Source organism: Bacillus sp. AFS015802, from assembly GCF_002561455.1.
GTDB lineage: Bacteria > Bacillota > Bacilli > Bacillales > Bacillaceae_B > Rossellomorea.
On record NZ_NTUP01000012.1, the window covers coordinates 104,755 to 127,008 of the forward strand.

General features: G+C 44.9%; 24 protein-coding genes. 10 read left to right on the plus strand and 14 right to left on the minus strand.

Annotated features, from left to right (window positions below; translation table 11 throughout):
- Positions 1-4: 4 nt before the first annotated feature.
- The 4 genes from CN378_RS08360 (at position 5) to CN378_RS08375 (ending at position 5,489) form a co-directional block, all read left to right on the plus strand.
- Positions 5-946, plus strand: a complete 942-nt coding sequence (locus tag CN378_RS08360) for an L-threonine 3-dehydrogenase (RefSeq protein ID WP_098351431.1) — start codon at positions 5-7, stop codon at positions 944-946.
- A 216-nt stretch (positions 947-1,162) separates the two neighbouring features.
- On the plus strand, positions 1,163-2,713 hold the full coding sequence (locus tag CN378_RS08365; protein WP_098351432.1) for a hypothetical protein: 1,551 nt from the start codon (positions 1,163-1,165) through the stop codon (positions 2,711-2,713).
- Between the two features lie 32 nt (positions 2,714-2,745).
- On the plus strand, positions 2,746-4,011 hold the full coding sequence (locus CN378_RS08370) for an ATP-binding protein (protein WP_257141085.1): 1,266 nt from the start codon (positions 2,746-2,748) through the stop codon (positions 4,009-4,011).
- A gap of 140 nt (positions 4,012-4,151) precedes the next feature.
- Positions 4,152-5,489, plus strand: coding sequence for a cytochrome P450 (locus tag CN378_RS08375; RefSeq protein WP_098351433.1), 1,338 nt, complete (start codon positions 4,152-4,154; stop codon positions 5,487-5,489).
- A gap of 60 nt (positions 5,490-5,549) precedes the next feature.
- On the opposite strand, the gene CN378_RS08380 is transcribed toward CN378_RS08375, so the two are convergent.
- Positions 5,550-6,914, minus strand: coding sequence for a YjiH family protein (locus tag CN378_RS08380; protein WP_098351434.1), 1,365 nt, complete (start codon positions 6,912-6,914; stop codon positions 5,550-5,552).
- 372 nt (positions 6,915-7,286) lie between these two features.
- On the opposite strand from CN378_RS08380, the gene sda reads away from it, so the two are divergent.
- Positions 7,287-7,418 (plus strand): sporulation histidine kinase inhibitor Sda, encoded by a 132-nt coding sequence (gene sda, locus CN378_RS08385; RefSeq protein ID WP_098351435.1) that lies wholly within the window; start codon positions 7,287-7,289, stop codon positions 7,416-7,418.
- 114 nt (positions 7,419-7,532) lie between these two features.
- Here sda and CN378_RS08390 read toward each other — a convergent pair whose 3' ends face one another.
- Complete coding sequence (locus CN378_RS08390; RefSeq protein WP_098351436.1) at positions 7,533-8,846, minus strand: short-chain fatty acid transporter; 1,314 nt, start codon at positions 8,844-8,846, stop codon at positions 7,533-7,535.
- 194 nt (positions 8,847-9,040) lie between these two features.
- On the opposite strand from CN378_RS08390, the gene CN378_RS08395 reads away from it, so the two are divergent.
- Together CN378_RS08395 and CN378_RS08400 are read left to right on the plus strand one after the other, a co-directional pair.
- Complete coding sequence (locus CN378_RS08395; RefSeq protein WP_098351437.1) at positions 9,041-9,910, plus strand: Cof-type HAD-IIB family hydrolase; 870 nt, start codon at positions 9,041-9,043, stop codon at positions 9,908-9,910.
- Between the two features lie 56 nt (positions 9,911-9,966).
- Positions 9,967-11,058: a PQQ-dependent sugar dehydrogenase gene (locus CN378_RS08400; protein ID WP_098351438.1), complete on the plus strand. Its 1,092-nt coding sequence runs from the start codon at positions 9,967-9,969 to the stop codon at positions 11,056-11,058.
- Positions 11,059-11,127: 69 nt separating this feature from the next.
- Here CN378_RS08400 and CN378_RS22900 read toward each other — a convergent pair whose 3' ends face one another.
- From CN378_RS22900 to CN378_RS08425, 6 genes are all read right to left on the minus strand, one after another.
- Positions 11,128-11,220, minus strand: coding sequence for a putative holin-like toxin (locus CN378_RS22900; protein ID WP_257141075.1), 93 nt, complete (start codon positions 11,218-11,220; stop codon positions 11,128-11,130).
- Positions 11,221-11,745: 525 nt separating this feature from the next.
- Complete coding sequence (locus tag CN378_RS08405; RefSeq protein ID WP_098351439.1) at positions 11,746-11,898, minus strand: YvrJ family protein; 153 nt, start codon at positions 11,896-11,898, stop codon at positions 11,746-11,748.
- 32 nt (positions 11,899-11,930) lie between these two features.
- Positions 11,931-12,473, minus strand: a complete 543-nt coding sequence (locus CN378_RS08410) for an N-acetylmuramoyl-L-alanine amidase family protein (protein ID WP_098351440.1) — start codon at positions 12,471-12,473, stop codon at positions 11,931-11,933.
- A gap of 21 nt (positions 12,474-12,494) precedes the next feature.
- Positions 12,495-13,127, minus strand: a complete 633-nt coding sequence (locus CN378_RS08415; protein WP_098351441.1) for a D-Ala-D-Ala carboxypeptidase family metallohydrolase — start codon at positions 13,125-13,127, stop codon at positions 12,495-12,497.
- Positions 13,128-13,333: 206 nt separating this feature from the next.
- Positions 13,334-13,555, minus strand: a complete 222-nt coding sequence (locus CN378_RS08420; protein ID WP_098351442.1) for a hypothetical protein — start codon at positions 13,553-13,555, stop codon at positions 13,334-13,336.
- A 2-nt stretch (positions 13,556-13,557) separates the two neighbouring features.
- Complete coding sequence (locus CN378_RS08425) at positions 13,558-14,133, minus strand: sigma-70 family RNA polymerase sigma factor (RefSeq protein WP_098351443.1); 576 nt, start codon at positions 14,131-14,133, stop codon at positions 13,558-13,560.
- A 439-nt stretch (positions 14,134-14,572) separates the two neighbouring features.
- Here CN378_RS08425 and CN378_RS08430 point away from each other — a divergent pair, with 439 nt between their 5' ends.
- Positions 14,573-14,917 carry a hypothetical protein gene (locus tag CN378_RS08430; protein WP_098351444.1) on the plus strand — a complete coding sequence of 115 codons (345 nt, stop codon included), beginning with the start codon at positions 14,573-14,575 and terminating at the stop codon, positions 14,915-14,917.
- 37 nt (positions 14,918-14,954) lie between these two features.
- Here the strand turns inward: CN378_RS08430 and CN378_RS08435 are convergent, their stop codons facing one another.
- On the minus strand, positions 14,955-15,749 hold the full coding sequence (locus tag CN378_RS08435; RefSeq protein ID WP_098351445.1) for an SDR family NAD(P)-dependent oxidoreductase: 795 nt from the start codon (positions 15,747-15,749) through the stop codon (positions 14,955-14,957).
- A gap of 59 nt (positions 15,750-15,808) precedes the next feature.
- Between CN378_RS08435 and CN378_RS22585 the strand changes: the two genes are divergently transcribed.
- Together CN378_RS22585 and CN378_RS08440 are read left to right on the plus strand one after the other, a co-directional pair.
- Complete coding sequence (locus CN378_RS22585) at positions 15,809-15,949, plus strand: hypothetical protein (protein WP_179884851.1); 141 nt, start codon at positions 15,809-15,811, stop codon at positions 15,947-15,949.
- A 124-nt stretch (positions 15,950-16,073) separates the two neighbouring features.
- Entirely contained in the window at positions 16,074-18,461 is a 2,388-nt protein-coding gene (locus CN378_RS08440; RefSeq protein WP_257141076.1) for an immune inhibitor A, read from the plus strand.
- A gap of 42 nt (positions 18,462-18,503) precedes the next feature.
- Here the strand turns inward: CN378_RS08440 and CN378_RS08445 are convergent, their stop codons facing one another.
- The 5 genes from CN378_RS08445 to CN378_RS08465 form a co-directional block, all read right to left on the minus strand.
- Positions 18,504-19,151, minus strand: coding sequence for a TetR/AcrR family transcriptional regulator (locus CN378_RS08445; protein ID WP_098351446.1), 648 nt, complete (start codon positions 19,149-19,151; stop codon positions 18,504-18,506).
- Between the two features lie 32 nt (positions 19,152-19,183).
- Complete coding sequence (locus CN378_RS08450; RefSeq protein WP_098351447.1) at positions 19,184-20,200, minus strand: ABC transporter permease; 1,017 nt, start codon at positions 20,198-20,200, stop codon at positions 19,184-19,186.
- The gene (locus CN378_RS08455; RefSeq protein WP_098351448.1) at positions 20,190-20,918 is read right to left on the minus strand and encodes an ABC transporter ATP-binding protein; all 729 of its coding nucleotides are present in this window, start codon (positions 20,916-20,918) and stop codon (positions 20,190-20,192) included. Before CN378_RS08455 ends, CN378_RS08450 begins: the two co-directional genes overlap by 11 nt.
- A 180-nt stretch (positions 20,919-21,098) precedes the next feature.
- Positions 21,099-21,782, minus strand: coding sequence for a bacillithiol biosynthesis deacetylase BshB2 (gene bshB2, locus CN378_RS08460; protein WP_098351449.1), 684 nt, complete (start codon positions 21,780-21,782; stop codon positions 21,099-21,101).
- A 32-nt stretch (positions 21,783-21,814) separates the two neighbouring features.
- Complete coding sequence (locus CN378_RS08465) at positions 21,815-22,162, minus strand: YojF family protein (protein ID WP_098351450.1); 348 nt, start codon at positions 22,160-22,162, stop codon at positions 21,815-21,817.
- Between the last annotated feature and the right edge of the window lie 92 nt (positions 22,163-22,254).

Below are 22,254 nucleotides of genomic sequence, written 5' to 3' on the forward strand. Positions count from 1 at the left end.
GACGATGAAAAAGATTTTAGTAACAGGAGCATTGGGACAAATCGGTTCTGAGCTCACCAATAAGCTGCGTGACGTATACGGTTCGGATCATGTCATCGCAACGGATATCCGTGAGACGGATAGTCCGGTTGTGAAGAATGGCCCCTTTGAGCAACTTGATGTCACCGATGCAAGGAAGATGTTTGATATCGCCAAAACGAATAATGTGGACACCGTTATTCACTTAGCCGCCCTTCTATCGGCGACGGCAGAAGCGAAACCGCTGCTGGCATGGAATTTGAACATGGGAGGACTTGTGAACGCCCTTGAAACGGCAAGAGAATTGAATTGCCAATTCTTCACGCCAAGCTCAATCGGTGCGTTTGGCCCGACAACACCTAAGGATTCGACCCCACAGGACACCATTATGCGTCCTACCACCATGTATGGAGTGAACAAAGTGTCAGGTGAGCTTCTTTCAGATTACTACTTTACAAAATTCGGAGTGGATACGAGAGGGCTTCGTTTCCCGGGTCTGATTTCATATGAAACCCTGCCAGGCGGAGGGACGACGGATTATGCTGTAGAAATCTACTACGAGGCAATCAAGAATAATCAGTATACGTCCTATATCGGGGAAGGAACTTACATGGATATGATGTATATGCCGGATGCCCTTAATGCGATCATCGACCTGATGGAAGCGGACGGCTCAAAGCTTGAGCATCGCAATTCCTTTAATGTGTCAGCCATGAGCGTGGCTCCTGAAGACATTGCCGGAGCGATCCGTGTCCACCAACCCGATTTCAAGCTTGATTATAACGTAGACCCTGTTCGCCAAAGCATTGCCGAAAGCTGGCCAAACGCCATCGACTCCAGTGCAGCCATGAACGAATGGGGCTTCAAAGCACAATACGACCTAACCAAAATGACCGCTGACATGCTCGATAAACTAAAAACAAAATAAGTGAAAAGATCCCTATGAATCTTCATGGGGGTCTTTTTTTATCGCCTTTGGAAATACGACAAAAAGTGACAATTTTTGTTAGAATCAACGAGGGAAAATGATATACTTAAGAGGAAAAGTGAAAAGCCAACCCCTTTTGTGGAAGAAAATGGTGAAAGAACCTTTGAATTATGCTAAAATTCAGAAGTCTAACACAATGACATAAGGGGGATTCAGATGAGAGAGAAAATGAAAACATTCGGTATACCTTTAGGAGTCATGGTACTATTTGTTGCCGCCCTGTTCATTCACCAGCTATTCCTCGTGAAAGAACTTCCGCAGCCAAATTGGAGCCGCTCACTCCCGCTTGATTATACCTCCAAAGAAAAACCCCAAGTTTTTCAAAACAATGGGGATGTATATGTATCAAGTAAAGGTAAGGTCCACGCCCTGTCCATCAATGATCAATTGAACGTTTCAAACGAGAACGTCATTGGTACGAAAATTACAAGGGGCTATCCATTCTGGACGGATGGAAATCAGTTCATCTATTATAAAGATGGCAACTTAGTTCTGACCCGCAACCAAGAGGATGACGTTCTTTCCGAAGGGATCACCGGATTGGGGACAGGGGAAGATCGAGTTTATTATTGGAGCAATGAAAAATTATTTGAGTATAGAATCGATGAAGGTTCTTCACAGGCAGTCCACACGTTCCAGTCTGAAATATCCGATATCCACGTCGGGCCGGACGGAAGTTCCATTGTTCAAGTGAAGAAGGATGATTCTCACGATCTAGTCTACTATATGAACGAAAACGGTGAAGTAACCGATAAGCCATTCCTTCTGGTCAACACCTCTGCGAACAAAAAAATGGATGGATTGACATTTAAAGTAAAGGATGGACAGCTAATCCTGCTTTATAGTGAGAAATCGCGTACGCAAGGCACGCTTTCTTACAGCGTGTACAAGGTACAGGCTCCATTACAAGAATTAGGGGATTCCATCCTGAGTGGAAACAAAATGGAATTCGTGAATAAAAGTAACGGGGAAAAACTTGAAAGTCCCGGAGGCGTTCAATTCGTGGACGTAGGTGGAAAAGATTCCGTTGTGTTCACTTCAGAAGGACAGCAGGTCGGTGATAACAGCTCGGTCCGTCTGTACATGGCTCCGTTTGAAAATGGAGGCTCGTTGGAAGGGACCGCCATCAGCACGACCAAGCATGTAACGTATTCTCCTTTGCAAATAACGGACGAATCCTTGGTTTGGTTTAATTATGACGGTGGTACATATGAACTATATGGGGCTTCTCAGAATGAACAAGTGATTTCAAAGAGTACAAATTGGTCCCAAAGGTCAGTGAGGGAAGCCCTTAACAACGGAGTCCTGATGATGTTCAGCAGTCTCGTGACCATCATGACCTCTTTTTACTGGTTTTTACCGTCCTTGTTCCTGTTAATCCTGCTCTATATTTTCAGACCGAATGTATTTGAAAAGGACGGGGTCAGCTGGGCGGAATATGCTTCGATTATCATCTTCATGCTTATGCCGATCAGCTATACATCTAAAGCCATGAACCCATATTTTTACCAGGTGGCACCCGAATACTTTGTGTTCCCCGGCAGCAGCTATGCATTGCTGGTGCTGTTAGGCGTCATCACCTGGGTGATCTGGAGAAAAGGAAGAGATCCCGAGTGGGGGTCTTTCGCGGGAGCCTTCTACTTTATGGGAATTTATGTCCTATTCTATATCACCTCCATTGGGCCGTATATATTTAACCTATTTTAAAAAACAAAGTATGAGTGAGACGGGTGACTAATATGATAGAGAAAATGAATCGTAAGATGACATATACATTTCATAATATAATCATGATCCTGATGGCTCTATCCGTGTTTCAGGTCATCGCGATACTCATGCTTGATAAGCCTTGGAACACCATTGCTTCCCTTCTTCTGGTAAGTGCTGCGGTGGCATTCCTTCTTCTCTTATTAAAAAAAGGGGATATGTTCATAGCAAAGCACAAAACACTTCTGGAAGAAGAAAACCAGCTATCCACCCTTCTCCACGCCCTCCCGGATTTTGTCTGCTTCAAGGATGGGGACGGCCGCTGGCTGAAGGTCAATCAGTTTGGGCGGAAATTGTACAATCTTGAGGGGATAGATTATGTCGGTAAGACAGATAGGGAGCTGGGTGAATTAGTGCCCTTTTTTAAAGATGCCTTTGACTATTGCATTGATTCAGATGAAGAGTCATGGAAAGCAGAACAAGTGACACGCTGTGAAGAAGGTTTTTATCTTCCGAACGGAGAGTTTAAGACCTTTGATGTCATTAAAGTCCCTTTATTTCATTCGAATCATAAAAGAAAGGGACTGGTGATCATCGGCAGGGATATTTCCCAGCAGAAGATCGCGGAAGAAATGCTGCTGCGTAAAGAGAAGCTTTCCGTGGTGGGGGAGCTGGCGGCAGGGATCGCACATGAAATCCGGAATCCCCTCACAAGCATAAAAGGCTTCATTCAACTGTTGAAGGAAAACGAGCATGTATCCGACCAATACCTTACCGTCATGTCCTCCGAGATGGACCGGATCAATCAAATCGTCGGGGAGCTGCTTATTCTATCCAAGCCTCAAATGAGAACGTACCAGACATTCGATATGAGTGAGGTACTGCGGTATGTGGTAAAGGTCATGGGACATGAAGCCCTACTAAAAGGCATCACGTTACATGTTAAGCTCCCAACATCACCGATCCATGTGTTCGGTGATAAGAATCAGTGCATACAGGTCCTCATCAATATCATTAAAAATGCGATCGAATCCATGGATGAAGGGGATATCGACATCGACTGGAAACTAAGGGACCAGTCGGTGCTTATCGCCATTCAAGACCAGGGGATCGGGATCCCTCCCGATCGGTTAAAAAGACTGGGAGAGCCGTTCTTTACCCTGAAAGAAAAGGGAATGGGACTCGGTCTCACCATCAGTCAAAAAATCATCGAAGACCACAAGGGATCGCTTCTTATTGAGTCTGAAGTGGATAAGGGAACGAAGGTGGAGGTCACCTTTCCGGTTGAAACGATATAATATTCTAGGCTGCTTCTTAATGGAGCAGCCTTTTTCTTTATAACAGAAATGGTTAATGAATGAGAGCGCGGGTGAATAGGATAAAAGGAGTGTTCGGGATAAGGGAGAACTGAAAAAACTATAAAGGAAGTGTCGCAGGTATGACCAATGAAACGATCGTCCATTCTCTTCATCCATTAGGTCAGTTAGATAGGTTCAGGAAGGATCCGCTCTTATTTTTAGAAGAGCAGGCAAGTAAAAGTGAAGAAAGGGTTCAATTCCGTTTTGCCAACCGTACCGTTCATCTCTTGTTATGCCCTGCATTGGTCAAAGAGGTATTGGTCACCCAGTCCCGATCCTTTCACAAATCAAACCAATTCAAGGAGCTTTCTCCCCTGATTGGAGAAGGACTTGTCACAAGTGAGTCTCCCCTACATACAAAGCAGAGGAAAATCATTCAGCCGTATTTCACTCCAAAGCATATCCAGGGGTATATGAGCGAAATGATCGAGTCCGCCACTGTAATGATGGATGGGTGGGAGACGGGAAATCCCAGGGATATATCCAAAGATATGATGGAAGTGACATTGGCGGTCATTACGAAGACAATGTTCAATATGGATGTTCAGGAAGGGCATGAAAAAGTAGGGGTTCATTTGGAAGCCATTTTGGAAACGGCTACGAAAAGGATCCGTTCTTTTTTTAAGCCGCCCTTATCATGGCCGCTTCCTGAGCTTTTACAATACAAGACATCCATTCAGGCACTTAAGAGAGTCGTAGGGGAAATCATCCAACAAAGGGAAAGCCAAACGGAACAAAAAGAGGATTTACTCCATGCCTTATTGAATTCCCGTGATGAAGCCGGCAATGGTATGAGCAGAGAACAACTGATGGATGAAGTAATGACCATCTTTGTGGCGGGTCATGAAACGACGGCCAATCTCCTTTCCTGGTTTTTGTATGTGTTGGAAAGCGATGAGAGTGTGAAAGAAAAGGTTTGCAGTGAAATTGATAAAGTAGTAGGTTCAGAAGAATTAAACGGTACCCATCTTTCCCATCTTCATTATACGCGCCAAACCCTTCAGGAAACGTTACGCCTGTATCCACCTGTATGGATGTTCGGGAGAGTGGCAGTGAAAGACGTAGAAGTCGGCAATCACTTGATCAAGAAAGGCGAGAATGTCCTCCTCTCCCCGTATATCATGCATCGAAATAAGAAGTACTTCAAGGACCCACTTGTCTTTGACCCAGAGAGGTTTTCAAAGGACCAGGAGGGAAACATTCCTTCCTATGCTTACTTTCCATTCGGGGGTGGGGCGCGGGTCTGTATCGGCAATCACTTTGCCCTTCAAGAGGCATTGATCATTGCGGCCCTATACGTGAAGAAATTCACCTTCACCCTATCAGGTGATCACAAAACAGAATGTCATCCACTCATCACCCTCCGACCTAAAGGTGGACTATTTATGAAGGTCAAGAAAAGGGAGGCTGACTTGTAAGCGCGAGTTTAAGTAAACATCATAAAAAAACCCAGGTTCAATTCGAACCTGGGTTTTCACTTAATAAAAAATCATATGAGCGATCGCTACGATCACAAGTAATGTTAAGAAAGTACGCTGCAGGAAGATGATGACCAGATCCTTGAAATCGACCGGGATCTTGGAACCGAGAAGCAGGCCGCCAACTTCAGACATATAGATTAATTGAGTAACAGATAAACAAGCGATGACAAAGCGTGTCAGCTCACTCTCGATTCCGGATCCAAAGATGGCTGGAAGGAACATATCGGCAAAACCGACAAGAATGGAGCGTGATGCTTCCGTCGCTTCCGGGATCTGCAGCAGCTCCAGGATCGGAATAAGGGGCATGCCGATGTATTCGAAGAACTTCGTATTCTCCGCCACAATCAGAGCCGTTGTTCCGATCGCCATGACGATGGGTGCCACACCCATCCACATATCCAGCACATTTTTCATGCCGTCAGTGAAGAACTTGGATGCGCTGTTGTTGTTTTTCGCCTGGACAAGAGCCTGCTCGTAGCCATAACCGATACGGCTGTAGCCTTCAGGAATCACTTCCATCGTATCCTTTCCTTCCTGACCATTGAAATACGTGTCAGGCTTCCGGGATAAAGGCGGGATGCGCGGCAGTACAATCGCTGCCAGGAGCCCTGATACGGCCACTGTAAGATAGAACGGGATAAAGTATTCCCCGAGATTCACCTGTGAAATGACAACCAGGCAGAAGGTGATGGACACAACAGAGAAGGTAGTCCCGATGACCGCCGCTTCTTTCTTCGTATAATATCCATCTTCATATTGTTTGCTTGTCAGTAATACCCCGATTGTTCCGTCTCCCAACCAGGAAGCGAGACAATCGATGGAAGAGCGCCCTGGAAGTCCGAATACGGGACGCATAATTTTCGTTAGGAGTGCTCCGAATAATTCCAGTAAACCAAAATTTAATAATAGCGGCAGGAATAGGCCTGCAAATAAAAACACAGAGAACAGAATGGTCAGTAGTCCATCCGGGTTTAATAGAAGCCCGCCCGTTGCATCGGACCAGACCCATTCAGGTCCTAGTTTAAATAGAGTCATAATGGCAAAAATGGCCCCGAGCACCCTCACGACGACCCAAACAGGTCTTACGTCGAATAAGCTCGAGAAAAACGGTGATTTTTCAATGAAACCGGGATGAAGCAGCTTTGTGATGAACGTCCCGATGACCGTGAGGATGATCAATCCTGTCATGATGGCCGGCACATAGCTTCCGATCCAATCCTGGAGAAGACCCGATAAGACTGCGATGGGGATCGTGATTCCATCTTTACCGGGAATCGGGATCATAAATAGAAAAACTCCCAATAAGGAAGGGATGATAAATCGTAAATGACTTGATAGTGTAAAGCGATGTTGCTGATTCATAAATTCACCTCAGAAGTAGTTGTAACGGAAAATGAAACATTATTCATTCTAATGCATACATATAAATTTGTCCACAGGAAGTTCGGGCAAGGGAGATTATGTATTCCTCAGATGGTTTTCCCGAAGGATCATATGGTGAAACATAAATTAGTAATAAAATCTAGTAAATGGTATATACAAAAAAGAAAGCGCTATCTTTCAGTACGCTTTCTATTTTACTAAAATTTTTAAAAATTTCAATAATAACTTAGACTCATTGGGGGAATTGACCTGAAAAGAATGAATAGATTATTTATTTTGAAAAAGGAGGTTTATCTCTTGTTTAAGAGGGTATTATGAATTCATATCTTGGATAGTCAGGAGTTGTAATCGATGACGTCTTTAACAAAACTCACAGAAGAGCAATTGACCAATGTCTATCAACTGGCGCAGGAAGAAGGATTGGAAGAAGAATTTATTGAGATGTTAGAAGGGGAACTGGAGAGAAGGGAAAGTGTCCGATAGGAAGGAAGAATATAAAGATAATGAATGTCCATACATAACGGCTGGTCTCCCGGGAGGTCGGCCTTTTTATTGGCTAAAAAGCGCCACCCGTTTTGGATGGCGCTTTTGCTTGCACTATAAGAATAGTAGTCCCAGTGAAATGACAATCCCACTGATGACAAGGATGATCACACAATACCCCATGATGTCCTTAGCCTTCAGTCCGGCGATGGCGAGAGCCGGTAGAGCCCAGAAAGGCTGGATCAAGTTGGTCCAGGCGTCCCCCCAAGCAACGGCCATTGCCGTCTTGGCGACGGAGGCATCGAGGGTTTGAGCCGCATCGAGCATGATCGGGGCTTGAACGGCCCATTGCCCGCCACCTGAAGGAACGAAGAAGTTGACGATCCCCGCACTCAGGAAAGCAAAGAAGTAAAAAGTCACATCATTTGAGATCGACACGAAAGCCTCGCTCATGACGACCGCAAGTCCCGATGCCGTCATCATCCCCATGATCCCTGCATAGAAAGGGAACTGGATGACAATCCCGCTGGCCCCCTTGATCGCCTCTTGGACTGCGGCGAGGAAGCGCTTGGGCGTCCCATGAAACAGAATGCCGAGAAATAAGAATAAAAAGTTCACGATATCTAAATTAAGAGCGAAACCATTTTTCACAAAGTACGAGAATAAGAACGCAATCCCGAGTACCGAAGCGACAATCGATAAAACCATACTGTTTTCCAGGCGATCTGCTGGTGTCATTGCTCCCTTTTCAAGAGAAACAGCCGTCTCATTGAAAAGCTCCGGGTCAACGGTTATGGTCTCGTCTTTAGCGGGCATCAACATCCTGTTGGCGATCGGCAGGACAATGAATAGCGCTGCGACGATGATGAGGGTGGACGTGGCAAAGATCGTCTCGCTTGTTGAAATCACCCCGATCAAATCCTGGAACGGATGACCATCTGTCGCGATCGACAACGGGATGGAACCGGAAAAGCCCGCATGCCAGACGACAAATCCTGAATAGGCACTGGCGATGAGCAAACGATAATCCACGCCCTTCACCCGTTTGGCCAATTCTTTTGCAAATAAAGCGCCGATGACAAGACCAAATCCCCAGTTTATCCAGCTTGCGATCATGGAAACGACCGTCACGATCACAATGGCGGCTCCGGGAGACTTTGCGAATGAAGCAAGAAAACCGAGGAACCTTTTAAAGAGTGGGCTGCTTGCAAGGACATACCCTGTCACGAGAACCAGCACCATCTGCATGGAAAAGGCAAGCAGGCTCCAGAAACCGTCCCCCCAATACTGAACCATCTCAAGACTTGAACTTTCAGTGAAAATAAGGCCAAGCCCGAAAACGGCCAGCGTTAAAATCACCACAAATAAAAATGGATCAGGCAGATAACGCTGCATGATTTTGTTTGACAATGAGATAAGACCTTTCATGTGAATCCCCCTATTTTTTAATATGCATCTTACCTATTCTTCTATAGTTGTGTATGAAAACCCTTTCAAATTACAAAATTCAGAATTTTAATATTGTGCAGTGATCTGGGGAGATTAATCAGTATAAAACGTTAAATGTTTCATGATACAATGACTAAATTAAGAATATTCAACAACAGGAAGGTGTCTACAAGATGATCACATTCATTGCTACAGATATGGACGGAACGTTATTAAACGAAAATCAGGAAATCAGTGAAGCGAATAAACAGGCGATCCTGGATGCACAGCAGCAGGGAATCGAAGTGGTTGTCGCAACAGGCAGATCATATGAAGAAGCCCGCTACGTCATACAGGATGCCGGTATCTCATGTGATATCGTCTGTGCCAATGGGGCAGAGGTTAGGAATAAGCAGGGGGACATCATCTATCAGGCCGGAATTGAATCAGCACGGGCAAAAGAGATTGCCGCGGCCCTGAATGAAACCGGCATATATTTTGAAATCTACACAGACCAGGGAACGTATACGGAAAACTATGAGATGGGTGTCGAGTTGATCGTCGATATCTTCACGACGGCCAATCCAGGCATAACGGAAGAACAGGTGAGACAAACTGCCAGGGAACGATTTGAAAAAGGGCATATCAAGCTGGTGGAAGACTATGGCGTTTTATTCGAGGATGATTCCCAGCTTGTTTACAAATTCCTTGTCTTCTCTTTTGATGATAAGCAGTTAAAGGAAGCGAACGATAAATTAAGTCAACTATCAGGCATTGCCATCAGCTCATCCGGTAAAGAGAATATTGAAGTGAATAGTGCGGAAGCCCAAAAAGGAGTCGCACTAGAAAAGCTCCTGAATGACAAGGGATTGTCGGCAGAGAATGCCATGGCCATGGGGGATAACCTTAATGACCTGTCCATGATGAAAGTAGTCGGAAGACCCGTTGCCATGGGGAATGCCCTTGATCAGATAAGAGAATTCTGCCCGTTCATCACGGCAACCAATCGTGAAGATGGTGTCGCAAAAGCGATCCGTGAGGTCATTCAGCAGACAGCTAAGTAATGAGAACATCTTCCGTTGTCCATACTGGTAAAAAAAGCTAAGAGGAGCTAATCGAAATGAAAATCAAAAGAAGTTGCCTCATATTGATCATTGGTCAGAGCTTACTACTAAGTGCGTGTTCGTTCGGGCAGCGGGATGTACAGCAGGAAGAAAGTGAATCGGTCACCAATCCGGGTGTCGAGAGCAACGTGGTAGCCAAAGACCTCTCCATTCCCTGGTCCATCCAGAAGTCGGATGGTGTCTTCTACCTTACCCAGCGAACCGGTGGAATCGTTGTAATCCGGGATGGGAAGAAAACCGTCATGCAAACCAGTCTTTCCAAGCCGTTATCCAAACGTCCTGAAGCGGGACTGTTAGGATTTGTCCTTCATCCGGACTTCAAGGCCAATCAGCAAGCCTTTGCCTATTATACGTATGATGATTCGGGAGGCGCTTACAACCGGGTCGTGTTACTGAAACGGAAGGAAAACCGATGGAACGAGGAAAACGTCCTGTTGGACCGGATTCCAAGCGGTCAATATCATCAAGGTGGCAGGCTTGAAATCAGTCCCGATCATAAACTCTTCATTACGACGGGGGATGCCACCAAGCAGGCAAAGGCTCAGGATCTTTCATTCATAGGCGGGAAAATTCTCCGCATGGATCTCGATGGCGGGATCCCGGCAGACAATCCATTCAACGATTCATATGTCTACAGCTACGGGCACCGGAACCCCCAAGGCCTCGCCTGGAATCAGGATGGGGATTTATATGAAACGGAACATGGACCGAATGGCTTTGATGAAATCAACTTGATCAAGGCCGGTAACAATTACGGCTGGCCGAAGATCACAGGGAGTGAGAAGGGAGAATCCTTGATTTCCCCTCTGGTGCACTCAGGAGAACCTTCATGGGCCCCATCAGGAGCGGACTTCTGGAATGGGGACTTAGTGTTTGCTTCCCTCGCCGGTCAAGCCGTGAAGCGGTTTGATACAGAAACGAATCAGGTGTCCGATTTGCTGACCGGTTTTGGGCGTGTCAGGGATGTATTGGTCGAAGGGGACACCCTTTATTTTGTGTCCAATAACACAGATGGACGGGGAATCCCCCGTGAGAATGATGATAAGCTGTATGAGGTGGATTTGAAGTCAGTGATGAATGAACAATAGAGAACCGGAAACCTTCCTGCGCCCAGGAAGGTTTTTTTGATAAAAAAAGAACACGCTTTTTAAGCGTGTTTACGAACGTCTATTTTCATCATTGCTGTTCATAATTGCAATCACAAACATCCCAAAGCTGAGCATCAGAGATAATACTTCGAATGTATTCATGTATACATCGCCTCCTTACTCTAAGGCTTCCCGGATCCAAGATTGTCCTATACGCTTCAAAAAAGATCTATTTTTGCTGTTAAAGGAGAAATTGGTGGTTGATTTCCGCTCCAGGTGCTCGCTTTCCGCGGGGCGTGAGTTGAGCCTCCTCGGGCGTTGCCCTGTGGGGTCTCAACTTTCCCGCTATTCCCGCAGGAGTCGAGCACCTTCCGCTCCAATCAACTTCTAAGCAAAGATTTTAAATAAACAAATCTCACCATGACCCTTTAGCAATCAGCACATTGATAGATACAGGGGTCATCGCATGTTAAATGCATGAAAGTATGGGTATCGGGCGAAACTCTACATGAAAACAGCTAAAATAAAAAGCATGAAACCTCTCTTAAATCAAGGTTTCATGCTTTTTATCGTAATTTAATTTAAGCAGGTATACATCCTCACAGTCGATACGAAGGATGTTGGTTGAAAGGGAGGCTCTTTTGTACCGTTTGGTAAATGTGAGTTATCCCTGGGGGAAGGCGGATGTTATTTCCCGTTATCATTTAATGACTTTGACAGGGCGTGAATGGCTAGTTCGAGCTGTTCCAATTTCTTCTCAAGCTTTACTAACAGAAAGAGTGTGACGGCAATGGGAAATCCGAAATTACCTAGTAATTGAACAAATACGGAATAATCCATTTATGCTCCTCCTTTCAGATTAGCCTAACCTGTTAGAGATTCAGTGCATTTCCGATGCCTGAAGCAATTGCATGTGATAGTCCCGTGATGAAGGTCGGATCTTTTAAGAGGTTCGTATCATTGACGCTGTCGATAAAGAGATTTTCAAGTAAGATCGCTGGCATGGAAGTTTCTCTCAATACGGCGAAGTCCGCTTCTTTTTGACCTCGGTCCCGTAATCCGTAACCAGAAAGAAAATCCATGATTCTCCCATGCATGACGTCCTGTCGTCGCCCTGTTTCAGAAGAACTGGTACCCGGATAAATGTAGCTTTCAAAGCCAGTGCCTCCACCTGCATTGTGATGAAGGGATACGAAGTAAGACGCTCCTAGTGCATTGGCGAAGTCGGCCCGCTCTGATAGTCCGACATAGCGATCCGTTTCCCTGGTTAAACGTACATCCGCATTATAGTCCGCTTCCAAGAGTTGTTTCACGTTCATCCCTATCGTTAACGTGAGGTTCTTTTCCTGCAGTCCGTTACCCATTGCCCCGGGGTCTGTTCCCCCGTGGCCTGGATCAAGTACGATGATTGGCATATAGTATCCCCCTTCCTATTTTTAAGCCCAGTAATACGACCCGGCACCATACGGGTATTCAATGCGGCTGTCATTATGAACGAATGTAGAGTACTTGATGATCCCGCTGAATCCGCATGTTTTAGCGACTTCTGCCACTTGAGTAGGTGTTTTTCCTGATGGATCGACATCCGCTGCGATTCCATAGGTATGCATACTGTTGGAGGCACCCCCGACATTTCGATTATGAGAGATGCTTCTGAATCCGGAGTTGATGACAACGGGTGGGTTCCCCAGTTTTTTTCGAAGGGCTTCGAGCTTGTACATGAGTCGTCGCACATTCTCTTTTACCTGAGTAGAGCCGACATTCCCTCCGGAAAAACCACTTCCATCCTTGGAGTAGAACTCACTGAATGCAAAGTTGGCCGTCGATCCATCGCTGTCTTCCAGGGCATTCAATTGACTGTGTGTCTGAGGTCCGGCGATTCCGTCAGCTGAAAGTCCGTATGCACTTTGGAATCGTTTAACAGCTGCTTCCGTTCCAGGTCCGAATGCCCCATCCACCGATACATATGTCTTCGAAGGAGAACTTGCCGCCCAGCCCGCAACGCGGATTTGAAGTTCCTTTACGTCACTGCCTGAGTCACCTTGTCGTAATGTTCGTGTCCAATTCATTCAACATCGCTCCCTTAATATCGTTTAGGCAGAGGGATGAAAGAGGAAGAAAGGCCATCCCAATCTCTCTTCCTCTTTGTTGTTTGCCTTACACTGTATAAAGAACCGTTCGATGGATAAATGACAACCTGTATTCAAAAAATCCATCCAGAAGATATAGTCATAGAAAAAGGACAAGCACCCGTATGTGGGCGCTTGTCCTTCCATTATTGTTCTTTTAGATCAAACAACCCCGGTACATTTTCCAGAGAATAGTCCCGCACATACCGGACCAATTTCATCTTTAATTCCTGTTCGAGATCATCTCTGTAGTCAACCCGGGTTAAATACAAGGATTTCTTTATTTTCGGTTCGAACGTCCGGATGACCTTCGTTTCATATTCTGAGTCATTTTGAGCTTCTTTGACGAGATCGTATAGAATTCCCATGGTTATGATTCTCCTTTTTCTAAAATGAATTTTAAGTGGCGTAAAGCTTTTCGGTGGGTTTTAGAGACGGCCTGCTGGGATATCCCAAGCATTCTGGCGATCTCCGTATCGGATAATTCCTGTACATAGGCTAAATCCAGGATATGCTTCTGTTTGTCGGTCAGCGTGTGATAGGCCTGCAGGAGTTCTTCGTTCTCCAGGCATTCCGTTAAGGTCGAATAATTGGTGAAAGGGGCAATGTCCGATGCCGGGTCCGGCACAAGATCAATATACGACCCACCATCCTCATCCACCTGTTTATCCAGGGTGAGAGGATGTCGTTCGCCATATTTTCTTATATGCTTGTCAAAGTTCACGCTGTGAAAATAAAGGGATGAACTGACGTAAGAGGTAAACCGTATATCAAAATAATGGGCTTTAAAGGCTTCGTTTAAGTGTTCTTCCTTCCTTGCACTGGGGTGACGTAAAAAATCTTCGACTAACTTCCGATTCTCCGATTGACTGATAAAGGACTCAACGGCTTTATTTTTTTTGAGATGAGGATAATGACGATAAAATTCACTCACTAATGAATCCATTTTTTTCACCACCAATAGAACATATGTTCGATTTTAAAGTAAAAAAAAGAGGAGAAAAAATCTCTCAGCTTTTACTTTATAAAGAAGCGGAAGGGCACCTTTTCCACAACCTTCTTCTTTAATATCGTCCCATAGTACTATCTATTAAACCATATATTACAGAAGGAAGTAAGTGATGATTGCACTAATTTTCCCTTTTTATCCACTTATTAGAACGAATTTTGTTCTATTAAAGCATCTTAAGTAAAGTTTGTTTCTTTTGAAACAGCCAGTTGTTGGTTGATTTCCGCTCCAATCAACTTCTAGGCTAACATTCTTAAAAAGAATCATATCAATAAAATGCAGGAATAGGGGACAGTGTTATTGAAAATGTGTATATAAAGATCATTTACTTAATTTCATATTAATGGTTCATTCTCTATGAAAGGGAAGTGATGAGATGAGTGGTAAATGGATGTTCGTATTTCTTCTGGTTGGTTTATTACTGACTGGATGTGCTGCAGACGATCAGAAGAAAGAACAGGATTCTACTGAAGTCAACTCGGATGCACCTGCTGCCGACACCGATGAGCCCGCAGGTAAAATAGACGTCCTGGCCAATGATGAAAAGATCATAGAGATGCTAAAAAAGAAAGGTGTTATATCGGAAGACGCAACGCATGAAGAAATCGAAAAGGCTCTTCAAAAATACCTTCAAAATAAGAATAATGACCAGCTGACCAACGAAAAAGAAAAACAAAAGTATATTGATGAGATCAAAAAAAAGATTCAAGAGGGCAGCTAATGGGGCAAGGGTGAAAAAACCCTTGCCCGTTCTTCTTTTAACGCATCACACTGCCCCCGGAAATCTTGACGGATTCCCCTACAATGTTCTCGGCCGCATCACTTAATAGATAGACAATCGTATTCGCGACTTCCACAGGGGAGGTTAATCTTCCTGAAGGAATGCCGTCCTTCGCAATCTCCAATTGTTCCTCATAGCTTCTGCCTTCCCGTTCCCCTTTGGATTTGATGGCGTTTCGCCCCATCTCTGTATCGACATACCCCGGACAGATGGCATTCACTCTGATATTATGTTCGATCGCTTCATGAGCAAAGGCCTGGGTGAATCCTGTCACCGCAAACTTGGACGCGCTGTATGCACTGTTCCCATGGGTGCCTCTCAGTCCGGAGAGGGAAGAGATATTAACGATCGCCCCTCTATCTGCGCTCTTCATTTGATTATAAACAGCCTGGGATAGCTGGACCAGTGAGAAGTAGTTTAACTCCATGATTTTTCGTACATCATCTTCAGATAGTTTCTCCACCAGATCACCGCCGCCTATCCCGGCCGAATTTACAAGACCTGTGATGGGACCGTGCTCGTCTCTTGCTGCCGACAAGAGCTGTCCCCGTTCTTCGGAACTCGTAAGATCCGCTTTATACAGGAAGACCCTACTTGGATCCTCGCAATCTGCTTTCAGTTCATTCAGCTTTTCTTCATTCCGTCCTGTGATCGTCACCTTGGCACCCGCCTGGACAGCCACTTTCGCCGTTTCGTACCCGATGCCGCCGGTGGCACCGGTAATAAGAATATGATGATCTTTCAACGTGCTTTCGTGAAAAAGGAAACTCATTTTTTACCCTCCTTGTGATGTATAGTAGGTTTTACCCGATGGGGGGAGGAGGGAAACGGATGGATGTACGATTTGAAAATAAAAATGTGTATTTAAAAAAGTTGGATGGGATGGAAAATAAATGCTTTGATAGACAATTCGAGACAGCTGTTCCTCGTTCCATGCCGAATAATAGAAGGGACTCTGCTCAAAAATTGTAACTTTTTCACTTCTTTTGACTAGTTTTATCACTAGTATTTACAATATTCAGACGAATTGATATGATCATTTTGTTCTTCAAATAGAACGGATCTAGTACTCTATCAATTTACAGGGGTGAATCAGTTGAGGAAGAAAAAATCGGCATTAAAAGTTTTGACAAGCATCACGGCTACCACCATTGTAGCATCCACATTATTTGCAGGTAGCGTGGCAGGACCTAAGCCAGTACCTGCGTCTGCTGCTGCGTCTTCGATGGAATCGGCACCGATCGATTTAAACATCATTAACGAAGACCGTTTGGCAAAAGCACTTCAAGATCGAGGGGTCATTTCTAAAAACGCCTCTACTGCCGAAATTCAGAAAGCTGTGAAAGAGTACATACAAAAGAAAAAGAATGTGAAAGAACCTAAATCAGCAAAAGAACAAAAGCATGACGAAATGGATCAGAAAGCGAAAGATTTTTTAACCAAGCAAAAGGATAAGCTGATGAAGCAAATGGAAAAAGGTCATGATAATTTCAAGAAGGGGAAACCTACCGAAGCTGCCAAGGTGGATTCTGCTAAGCAGGCACCATACAATGGAGCAGTAAGAAAGGATAAAGTTCTTGTTCTACTGACAGAATTCTCGGACTTTAAGCATAATAATGTCATTCAGGAAAAAGGATACATGTATTCTAGTAATTTTAATAAGGAGCATTATGAAAAATTAATGTTCGGGGATGAAGACTTCGAATTGTTTAACGGTGAAAAAGTCAAAACCTTTAAGCAGTTCTATGAAGAGCAGTCCGGGGGAAGTTATACGTTGGATGGGGCTGTCTCTGAATGGTTGACGGTGCCTGGAACGGCAAAAGAGTATGGTGATGATAATCCTAATGGCGGACATGATAACCTAGCTCCTAAAGGGCCACGTGATTTGGTGAAAGATGCTTTAAAAGCTGCAGTGGCATCTGGTATGGATCTATCTCAATACGATTTATTTGATCAATACGATCTTGACGGAGATGGCAATCAAAACGAGCCGGACGGTTTAGTGGATCATCTGATGATAATCCATGCCGGAACCGGGCAAGAAGCTGGTGGGGGTAAACTTGGTGATGACGCGATCTGGTCTCACCGTTGGGTATTGAATGGAGTGTACAAAGTACCTGGATCATCGACTGAAGTCCCATATTGGGGCGGCCAAATGGCAGCCTATGATTACACTATCCAACCCGAAGACGGTGCAGTCGGAGTCTTTGCCCACGAATTCGGTCATGATTTAGGTCTTCCGGATGAATACGACACCCAATACACAGGTCAAGGTGAGCCGGTCGCTTCCTGGTCCATCATGAGTGGCGGCAGCTGGAATGGAAACATTGCAGGTACGGCACCGACAAGCTTCTCCCCTCAGAATAAGGAGTTCTTCCAGAAGACGATGGGCGGAAACTGGGCCAATATTACGGAGATAGACTATAAAGATATTGATAAAAGTGGAATGACTTCATTCCTTGATCAAAGTGTAACGAAATCTAAGAATCCGGGAATTGTAAAAGTGAATCTTCCTCAAAAGGAAGTGAAGGGAATTCAACCTGCATTTGGGAAACAGTACTATTACAGTACGAAAGGTGATGACCTTCATACGTCATTAGTGTCTCCTGAGTTTGATTTGACGAATGCAGCAACGGCTAAGTTTGATTTTAAAACGCTATATGATATTGAGTATAACTTCGATTATTTATATGTCACGGCAGTAACGGATGGCGGTAAGGAAGTTGAGCTGGATGTGATTGGGAATGACGATACAGACGGAGATGCTCGTGCTGAATCTACTAAGGGTCAATGGATTAATAAAGGGTACGATCTAAGTCAGTTTGCAGGCGAAAAAGTCACTCTATATTTTGATTATGTTACCGATGGCGGACTCGCCCTTGACGGCTTTGCCATGGATAACATTACAGTGACTGTAGATGGTAAGGAAGTCTTCTCAGACGATGCTGAAGGAGAAGCGAAATTTACTAAGGATGGATTCGTTGTTTCCAACGGTTTTGATAAAAAAGATCACTACTACTACCTCGAATGGAGAAACTATGCCGGATCCGACAAAGCATTAGCCTTCTCCCGCGGAGTGAAATATAACACTGGATTAGTCGTCTGGTATGGTGACGACAGCTTCACAGACAACTGGGTGGGTGTGCATCCAGGTGAAGGGTTCCTTGGAGTGGTAGATTCACATCCGGAAGCTATTTTAGGCATGAGAAATGGATCACCTTCAACGTATCAAAGTACCCGCTACCAAGTAGCAGATGCGGCGTTCTCAATGGACAAAGCACCTGATTGGTATATCGACTCTCCATCCCGTGGGATCTTTGATTATAAAGGACTAGATGGCGTCCGTGCCTTCGATGATTCAAAAACATACATGAACAATTTAATTCCTGATGCCGGACGAAAAACGCCTAATTATGGGCTGAAATTCGAAGTTATCGGTGAAGCGAAAGATAATACTGCCGGAGCGGTTTGGATTCACAAATAATAATGAGAAGCGACCTTGGACAATGTCCAAGGTCGCCTTTTTTTACGCTTTCCCAATCCCATCCACAATCATCCTCACTGTCATCTCGATCTCCTTCTCATCATCCCAATCGGCTTCGGGAAGGAAAAGATAGCGGACAAGGAGTAATCCGAAGATGCTGGAAGCTGAAAATCGAACGACAGCGTGTGAAGGCATGTCGATGATCTGTCCTTTTTCTTTATAATAATCAACGAGCTTCACGAATTTCTCGAATACCTTTTCTCCGATGTGCTCCCGGAACTGTTCTTTCAGTTCGGGATGAAAAGGGATTTCCTGTATCAGAATTTTAAAAGCGGTCATATTTTCTTTCAAAAACTCCTGGCGGTTCAAGATCATCGCTTTCAGGAAATCTTCATAGCGTTCGTATTTCGCATCGAGGACCTTGTTGAGATCACGGATGACAAACGGCGCAATGAGTTTGGCCATCGTAGGGGATACTATCGAAAGAAGCAGGTCCTTCTTCGTTTTATAGTGCCGGAAGATGGTTCCTTCTGCGACGCCGGCCTTTTTGGCGATTTGACTGGTGGAGGTGGAGGCGTAGCCTTTTTCCGCGAACATTTCAATCGCGGCCTCCACGATTTTCTGCTGTTTATCCGTCAGTGTTTCTTCCTGGTCGAATAATTGTTTAAATATATTTTTTTCATCAGACATCCTTTAAACCCCTAACTTCATTCATTCCTTACCTATATTTTACGGTATTTTCGTAGGGCTGCAACATTCAGGACAATAAAGAGTAAAGAAAACCCGATCAGCACTGATAGATTAAAGAGTAGATCTTCGAATGCATAGCCCCGTATCATGATATCCCTTAAGGCATCCGCTGCATAATAGAGCGGTGTCAAAGGGCCGATCCAGCTCAGCCACTCGGAAATGGTTTCTAAATTGAATAGTCCCGAGAAGAAGATCTGTGGAACGACCACGATCGGAATGAACTGCATCATCTGTAATTCATTTTTAGCAAAAGCGGACAGCAATATTCCCAGCGTAAGGGCGGTGAAGGATAAGGAGACGATGATGATCAATACGTTGAGAAAGCTGCCTTTCATCATCATATCCAGAACGTAGATCGAGTACCATGAAATCAGCGAAGCCTGAAGGAGCGTCACGATTCCGAAACCGATCACGTAACTGACGACCATTTCCCATATTTTAATAGGGGAAGCAAGCAGCCTCTCTAATGTGCCCGTCGTTCTTTCTCTTAAAAAGGACACCCCGCTGATTAAAAAGACGAAAAAGAAGACAAAAAATCCAAGTAGGACCGGTCCAAAAGAATCGAACATCTCCATATCCTTGCTTCCGTGCACATATTCCACCTCATCGGAAAGGTCCTGTGAAGGGGAAGGGAACAGGGTTTGAATCTTCTTCATGACGGCGCCGTTGACAGTCGGATCACTGCCTTCAATGACGATGGAAGGTGCAGTGGGGTCCTCGAATGAAATATAGCCATCCAGTTCTCCGTTCTTGACGTCCTTCATCGCCTTTTCGGGACTCGTATAGGATTGGAAATCCTGTGTATCGAACTTCGCCTCCAACTGCTTTGGCAGATCCACAATGGCAACCTTGGCTTCATAATCATCGGAGTTAAACACAAGGGACAGCATGCTGAGTATCAAGAGTGGAGCCAGAAACATCAAGGCCAATGTGCGTTTGTCACGCATGAGCTGCTGAAGGATACGGACGACAAATCCCTTAATTCTCAATGGAAACACCTCCATTTTTCAAAAAGACATCTTCGATTGAAGAGACCCCGTATGTTTCTTTTATCGCAGACGGCGTGTCGCTTGAAATGATTTCTCCATGCTGCAGGAGACCGAGCCTGTCGCATCTCTCTGCTTCATCCATGACGTGGGTGGTGATGATCAGCGTTCTGCCTTCCTCTTTCAGCCGGTGAAAACTGTCCCAGATTTCTTTTCGCAATACAGGGTCGATTCCGACTGTCGGCTCGTCTAAAAACAGAACTTCAGGATCATGAAGGAGGGCAATGGCAAGAGAAAGTCTTCGTTTCATCCCCCCGGAGTATTGATGAACAGGTTTGTTCAGGTGATCAACAAGATCAACGGTGGTCATCACTTTTTCAATTTGCGCTTTTCGTTCGGCTTTCTTTAACCCGTAGAGGGAGGCCATAAAAGATAAGTTTTCTTTTGCCGTCAGCTCATCGTAGAGGGCATCTGATTGAGCCATATATCCGATGGTCGGGTACAGGTCCTTTGCCTTCAGCTTGTTGCCTTTGAACGTGACACTGCCGGATGATGGCGTCTCAAGGCCGATCATCAGCTTGATCATGGTTGTTTTTCCTGAACCTGAAGGCCCCAATAAACCATAAATATGTCCTTTAGGAATGGTTAGAGTGACATTCTTTAATACTTTCTGTGAGCCAAACGATTTTGAGAGCTCACTTAATTGAATAATGGAATCCATATGAATCACACCTTCCTTGAATAATGAGTGATTACTCACTTTCAATATAAAGGATATTCGTTTGTTTGTAAAGTGAGTAATCACTCACGACATTACATATTTAGTATATTCCTGACATTCACATATAGAAGAGACCAATAAAAAAGAGCCTGGGCGATGGCCCAAGCTCTTGTTCAATCATTATTTTACGTTGTCATTTTCCCACTGATAGCTCCAGAAACGTTCAACGGTGACCCATTTCATCGCTTCAGGGTCATTCTGCTGAATTCCTTTTTCAAGATCCTTCAGCATCCAGGCCGTTTGAGAGATGTGAGCCTTCATGGCTCCGATTTTTTGATCTTTCACCGGTGTGATATCGACTAGGATATCAGGCTTTCCGAGAATCTCCTCGCAGTTCTTTGAGAATGCAAGGCAGTGAAGCTTCGGTCTTGATTCTTTCGGAAGGCGTCGAACGGCGCGGACGACGGCTCTTGCGGTTGCTTCGTGATCCGGGTGAACGGAGTATTCCGGGTAGAATGTGATGATGAGGGACGGGTTTAATTCGTCGATCAGCTCCGTCACCATGTTCGAAAGCTTTTCATCATTTTCGAATTCAAGCGTCTTATCCCGGTATCCCATCATGCGAAGATCCTGGATTCCCATTACTTCAGCGGCTTTTTGCAATTCTTTCTTCCGGATTAACGGAAGGGACTCGCGAGTCGCGAACGGCGGGTTCCCCAGGTTCCTTCCCATCTGCCCTAATGTGAGGCACGCATAGGTGACGGGTGTTCCATTGTTCACGTGAGTGGATATGGTTCCTGATACACCGAATGCCTCATCATCCGGGTGTGGAAAGATGACAAGTACTTGTCTTTCTTTTTCCATTTTGACCTCTCCTTTATATATATGTTCGAGTATTAGCTGAAAGGTGTCGGGCTGATTTCAAGGGCAACGGCGAGTTTCCCGTCGCCGCCATGACCTGCAAGTAACAGGCGGCCCAGTTCATCGAATTCATAATGAGTCAGTCCTTCGGCGTAGATCCAGCCGATTTCCAATTTCAGGCCGACACGGTAAGGTCCGTCCCCGATGATCTTTCCGTGCTCATAATTGACTTTTGCATTTCGTATATAGGCGCCTGCCGAGAAGAAGCCTTCATTGAAGTGGGAAGCGTAGGCTCCATTGGTGGTTTCTAAATGTATATAAACGTCCTGACGGGCAAGCTGGGTAATGATCCCCTGCACATCAGCAATCTTGATCGGTTCCATCCTTTTTTCCTCCTTAAGTACAGAAAAGACTCTTAACCATTATGTATTATCTTACTAAAATTCATGAGTGATTGCGAAAAGTATGATTGGGT

Bases quoted from the DNA above. Each gene is read 5' to 3' on its own strand.
- CN378_RS08430 (WP_098351444.1), top strand. From the start codon at position 14,573: ATGAGTGGTAAATGGATGTTCGTATTTCTTCTGGTTGGTTTATTACTG.
- CN378_RS08415 (WP_098351441.1), bottom strand. From the start codon at position 13,127: ATGAATTGGACACGAACATTACGACAAGGTGACTCAGGCAGTGACGTA.
- CN378_RS08405 (WP_098351439.1), bottom strand. From the start codon at position 11,898: ATGGATTATTCCGTATTTGTTCAATTACTAGGTAATTTCGGATTTCCC.
- CN378_RS08465 (WP_098351450.1), bottom strand. From the start codon at position 22,162: ATGGAACCGATCAAGATTGCTGATGTGCAGGGGATCATTACCCAGCTT.
- CN378_RS22900 (WP_257141075.1), bottom strand. From the start codon at position 11,220: ATGAATACATTCGAAGTATTATCTCTGATGCTCAGCTTTGGGATGTTT.
- CN378_RS08455 (WP_098351448.1), bottom strand. From the start codon at position 20,918: ATGGATTCCATTATTCAATTAAGTGAGCTCTCAAAATCGTTTGGCTCA.
- CN378_RS08410 (WP_098351440.1), bottom strand. From the start codon at position 12,473: ATGCCAATCATCGTACTTGATCCAGGCCACGGGGGAACAGACCCCGGG.
- CN378_RS08400 (WP_098351438.1), top strand. From the start codon at position 9,967: ATGAAAATCAAAAGAAGTTGCCTCATATTGATCATTGGTCAGAGCTTA.
- bshB2 (WP_098351449.1), bottom strand. From the start codon at position 21,782: ATGGAAAAAGAAAGACAAGTACTTGTCATCTTTCCACACCCGGATGAT.
- CN378_RS08395 (WP_098351437.1), top strand. From the start codon at position 9,041: ATGATCACATTCATTGCTACAGATATGGACGGAACGTTATTAAACGAA.
- CN378_RS22585 (WP_179884851.1), top strand. From the start codon at position 15,809: ATGGATGTACGATTTGAAAATAAAAATGTGTATTTAAAAAAGTTGGAT.
- CN378_RS08365 (WP_098351432.1), top strand. From the start codon at position 1,163: ATGAGAGAGAAAATGAAAACATTCGGTATACCTTTAGGAGTCATGGTA.
- CN378_RS08420 (WP_098351442.1), bottom strand. From the start codon at position 13,555: ATGGGAATTCTATACGATCTCGTCAAAGAAGCTCAAAATGACTCAGAA.
- CN378_RS08425 (WP_098351443.1), bottom strand. From the start codon at position 14,133: ATGGATTCATTAGTGAGTGAATTTTATCGTCATTATCCTCATCTCAAA.
- sda (WP_098351435.1), top strand. From the start codon at position 7,287: ATGACGTCTTTAACAAAACTCACAGAAGAGCAATTGACCAATGTCTAT.
- CN378_RS08390 (WP_098351436.1), bottom strand. From the start codon at position 8,846: ATGAAAGGTCTTATCTCATTGTCAAACAAAATCATGCAGCGTTATCTG.
- CN378_RS08360 (WP_098351431.1), top strand. From the start codon at position 5: ATGAAAAAGATTTTAGTAACAGGAGCATTGGGACAAATCGGTTCTGAG.
- CN378_RS08370 (WP_257141085.1), top strand. From the start codon at position 2,746: ATGATAGAGAAAATGAATCGTAAGATGACATATACATTTCATAATATA.
- CN378_RS08445 (WP_098351446.1), bottom strand. From the start codon at position 19,151: ATGTCTGATGAAAAAAATATATTTAAACAATTATTCGACCAGGAAGAA.
- CN378_RS08435 (WP_098351445.1), bottom strand. From the start codon at position 15,749: ATGAGTTTCCTTTTTCACGAAAGCACGTTGAAAGATCATCATATTCTT.
- CN378_RS08375 (WP_098351433.1), top strand. From the start codon at position 4,152: ATGACCAATGAAACGATCGTCCATTCTCTTCATCCATTAGGTCAGTTA.
- CN378_RS08380 (WP_098351434.1), bottom strand. From the start codon at position 6,914: ATGAATCAGCAACATCGCTTTACACTATCAAGTCATTTACGATTTATC.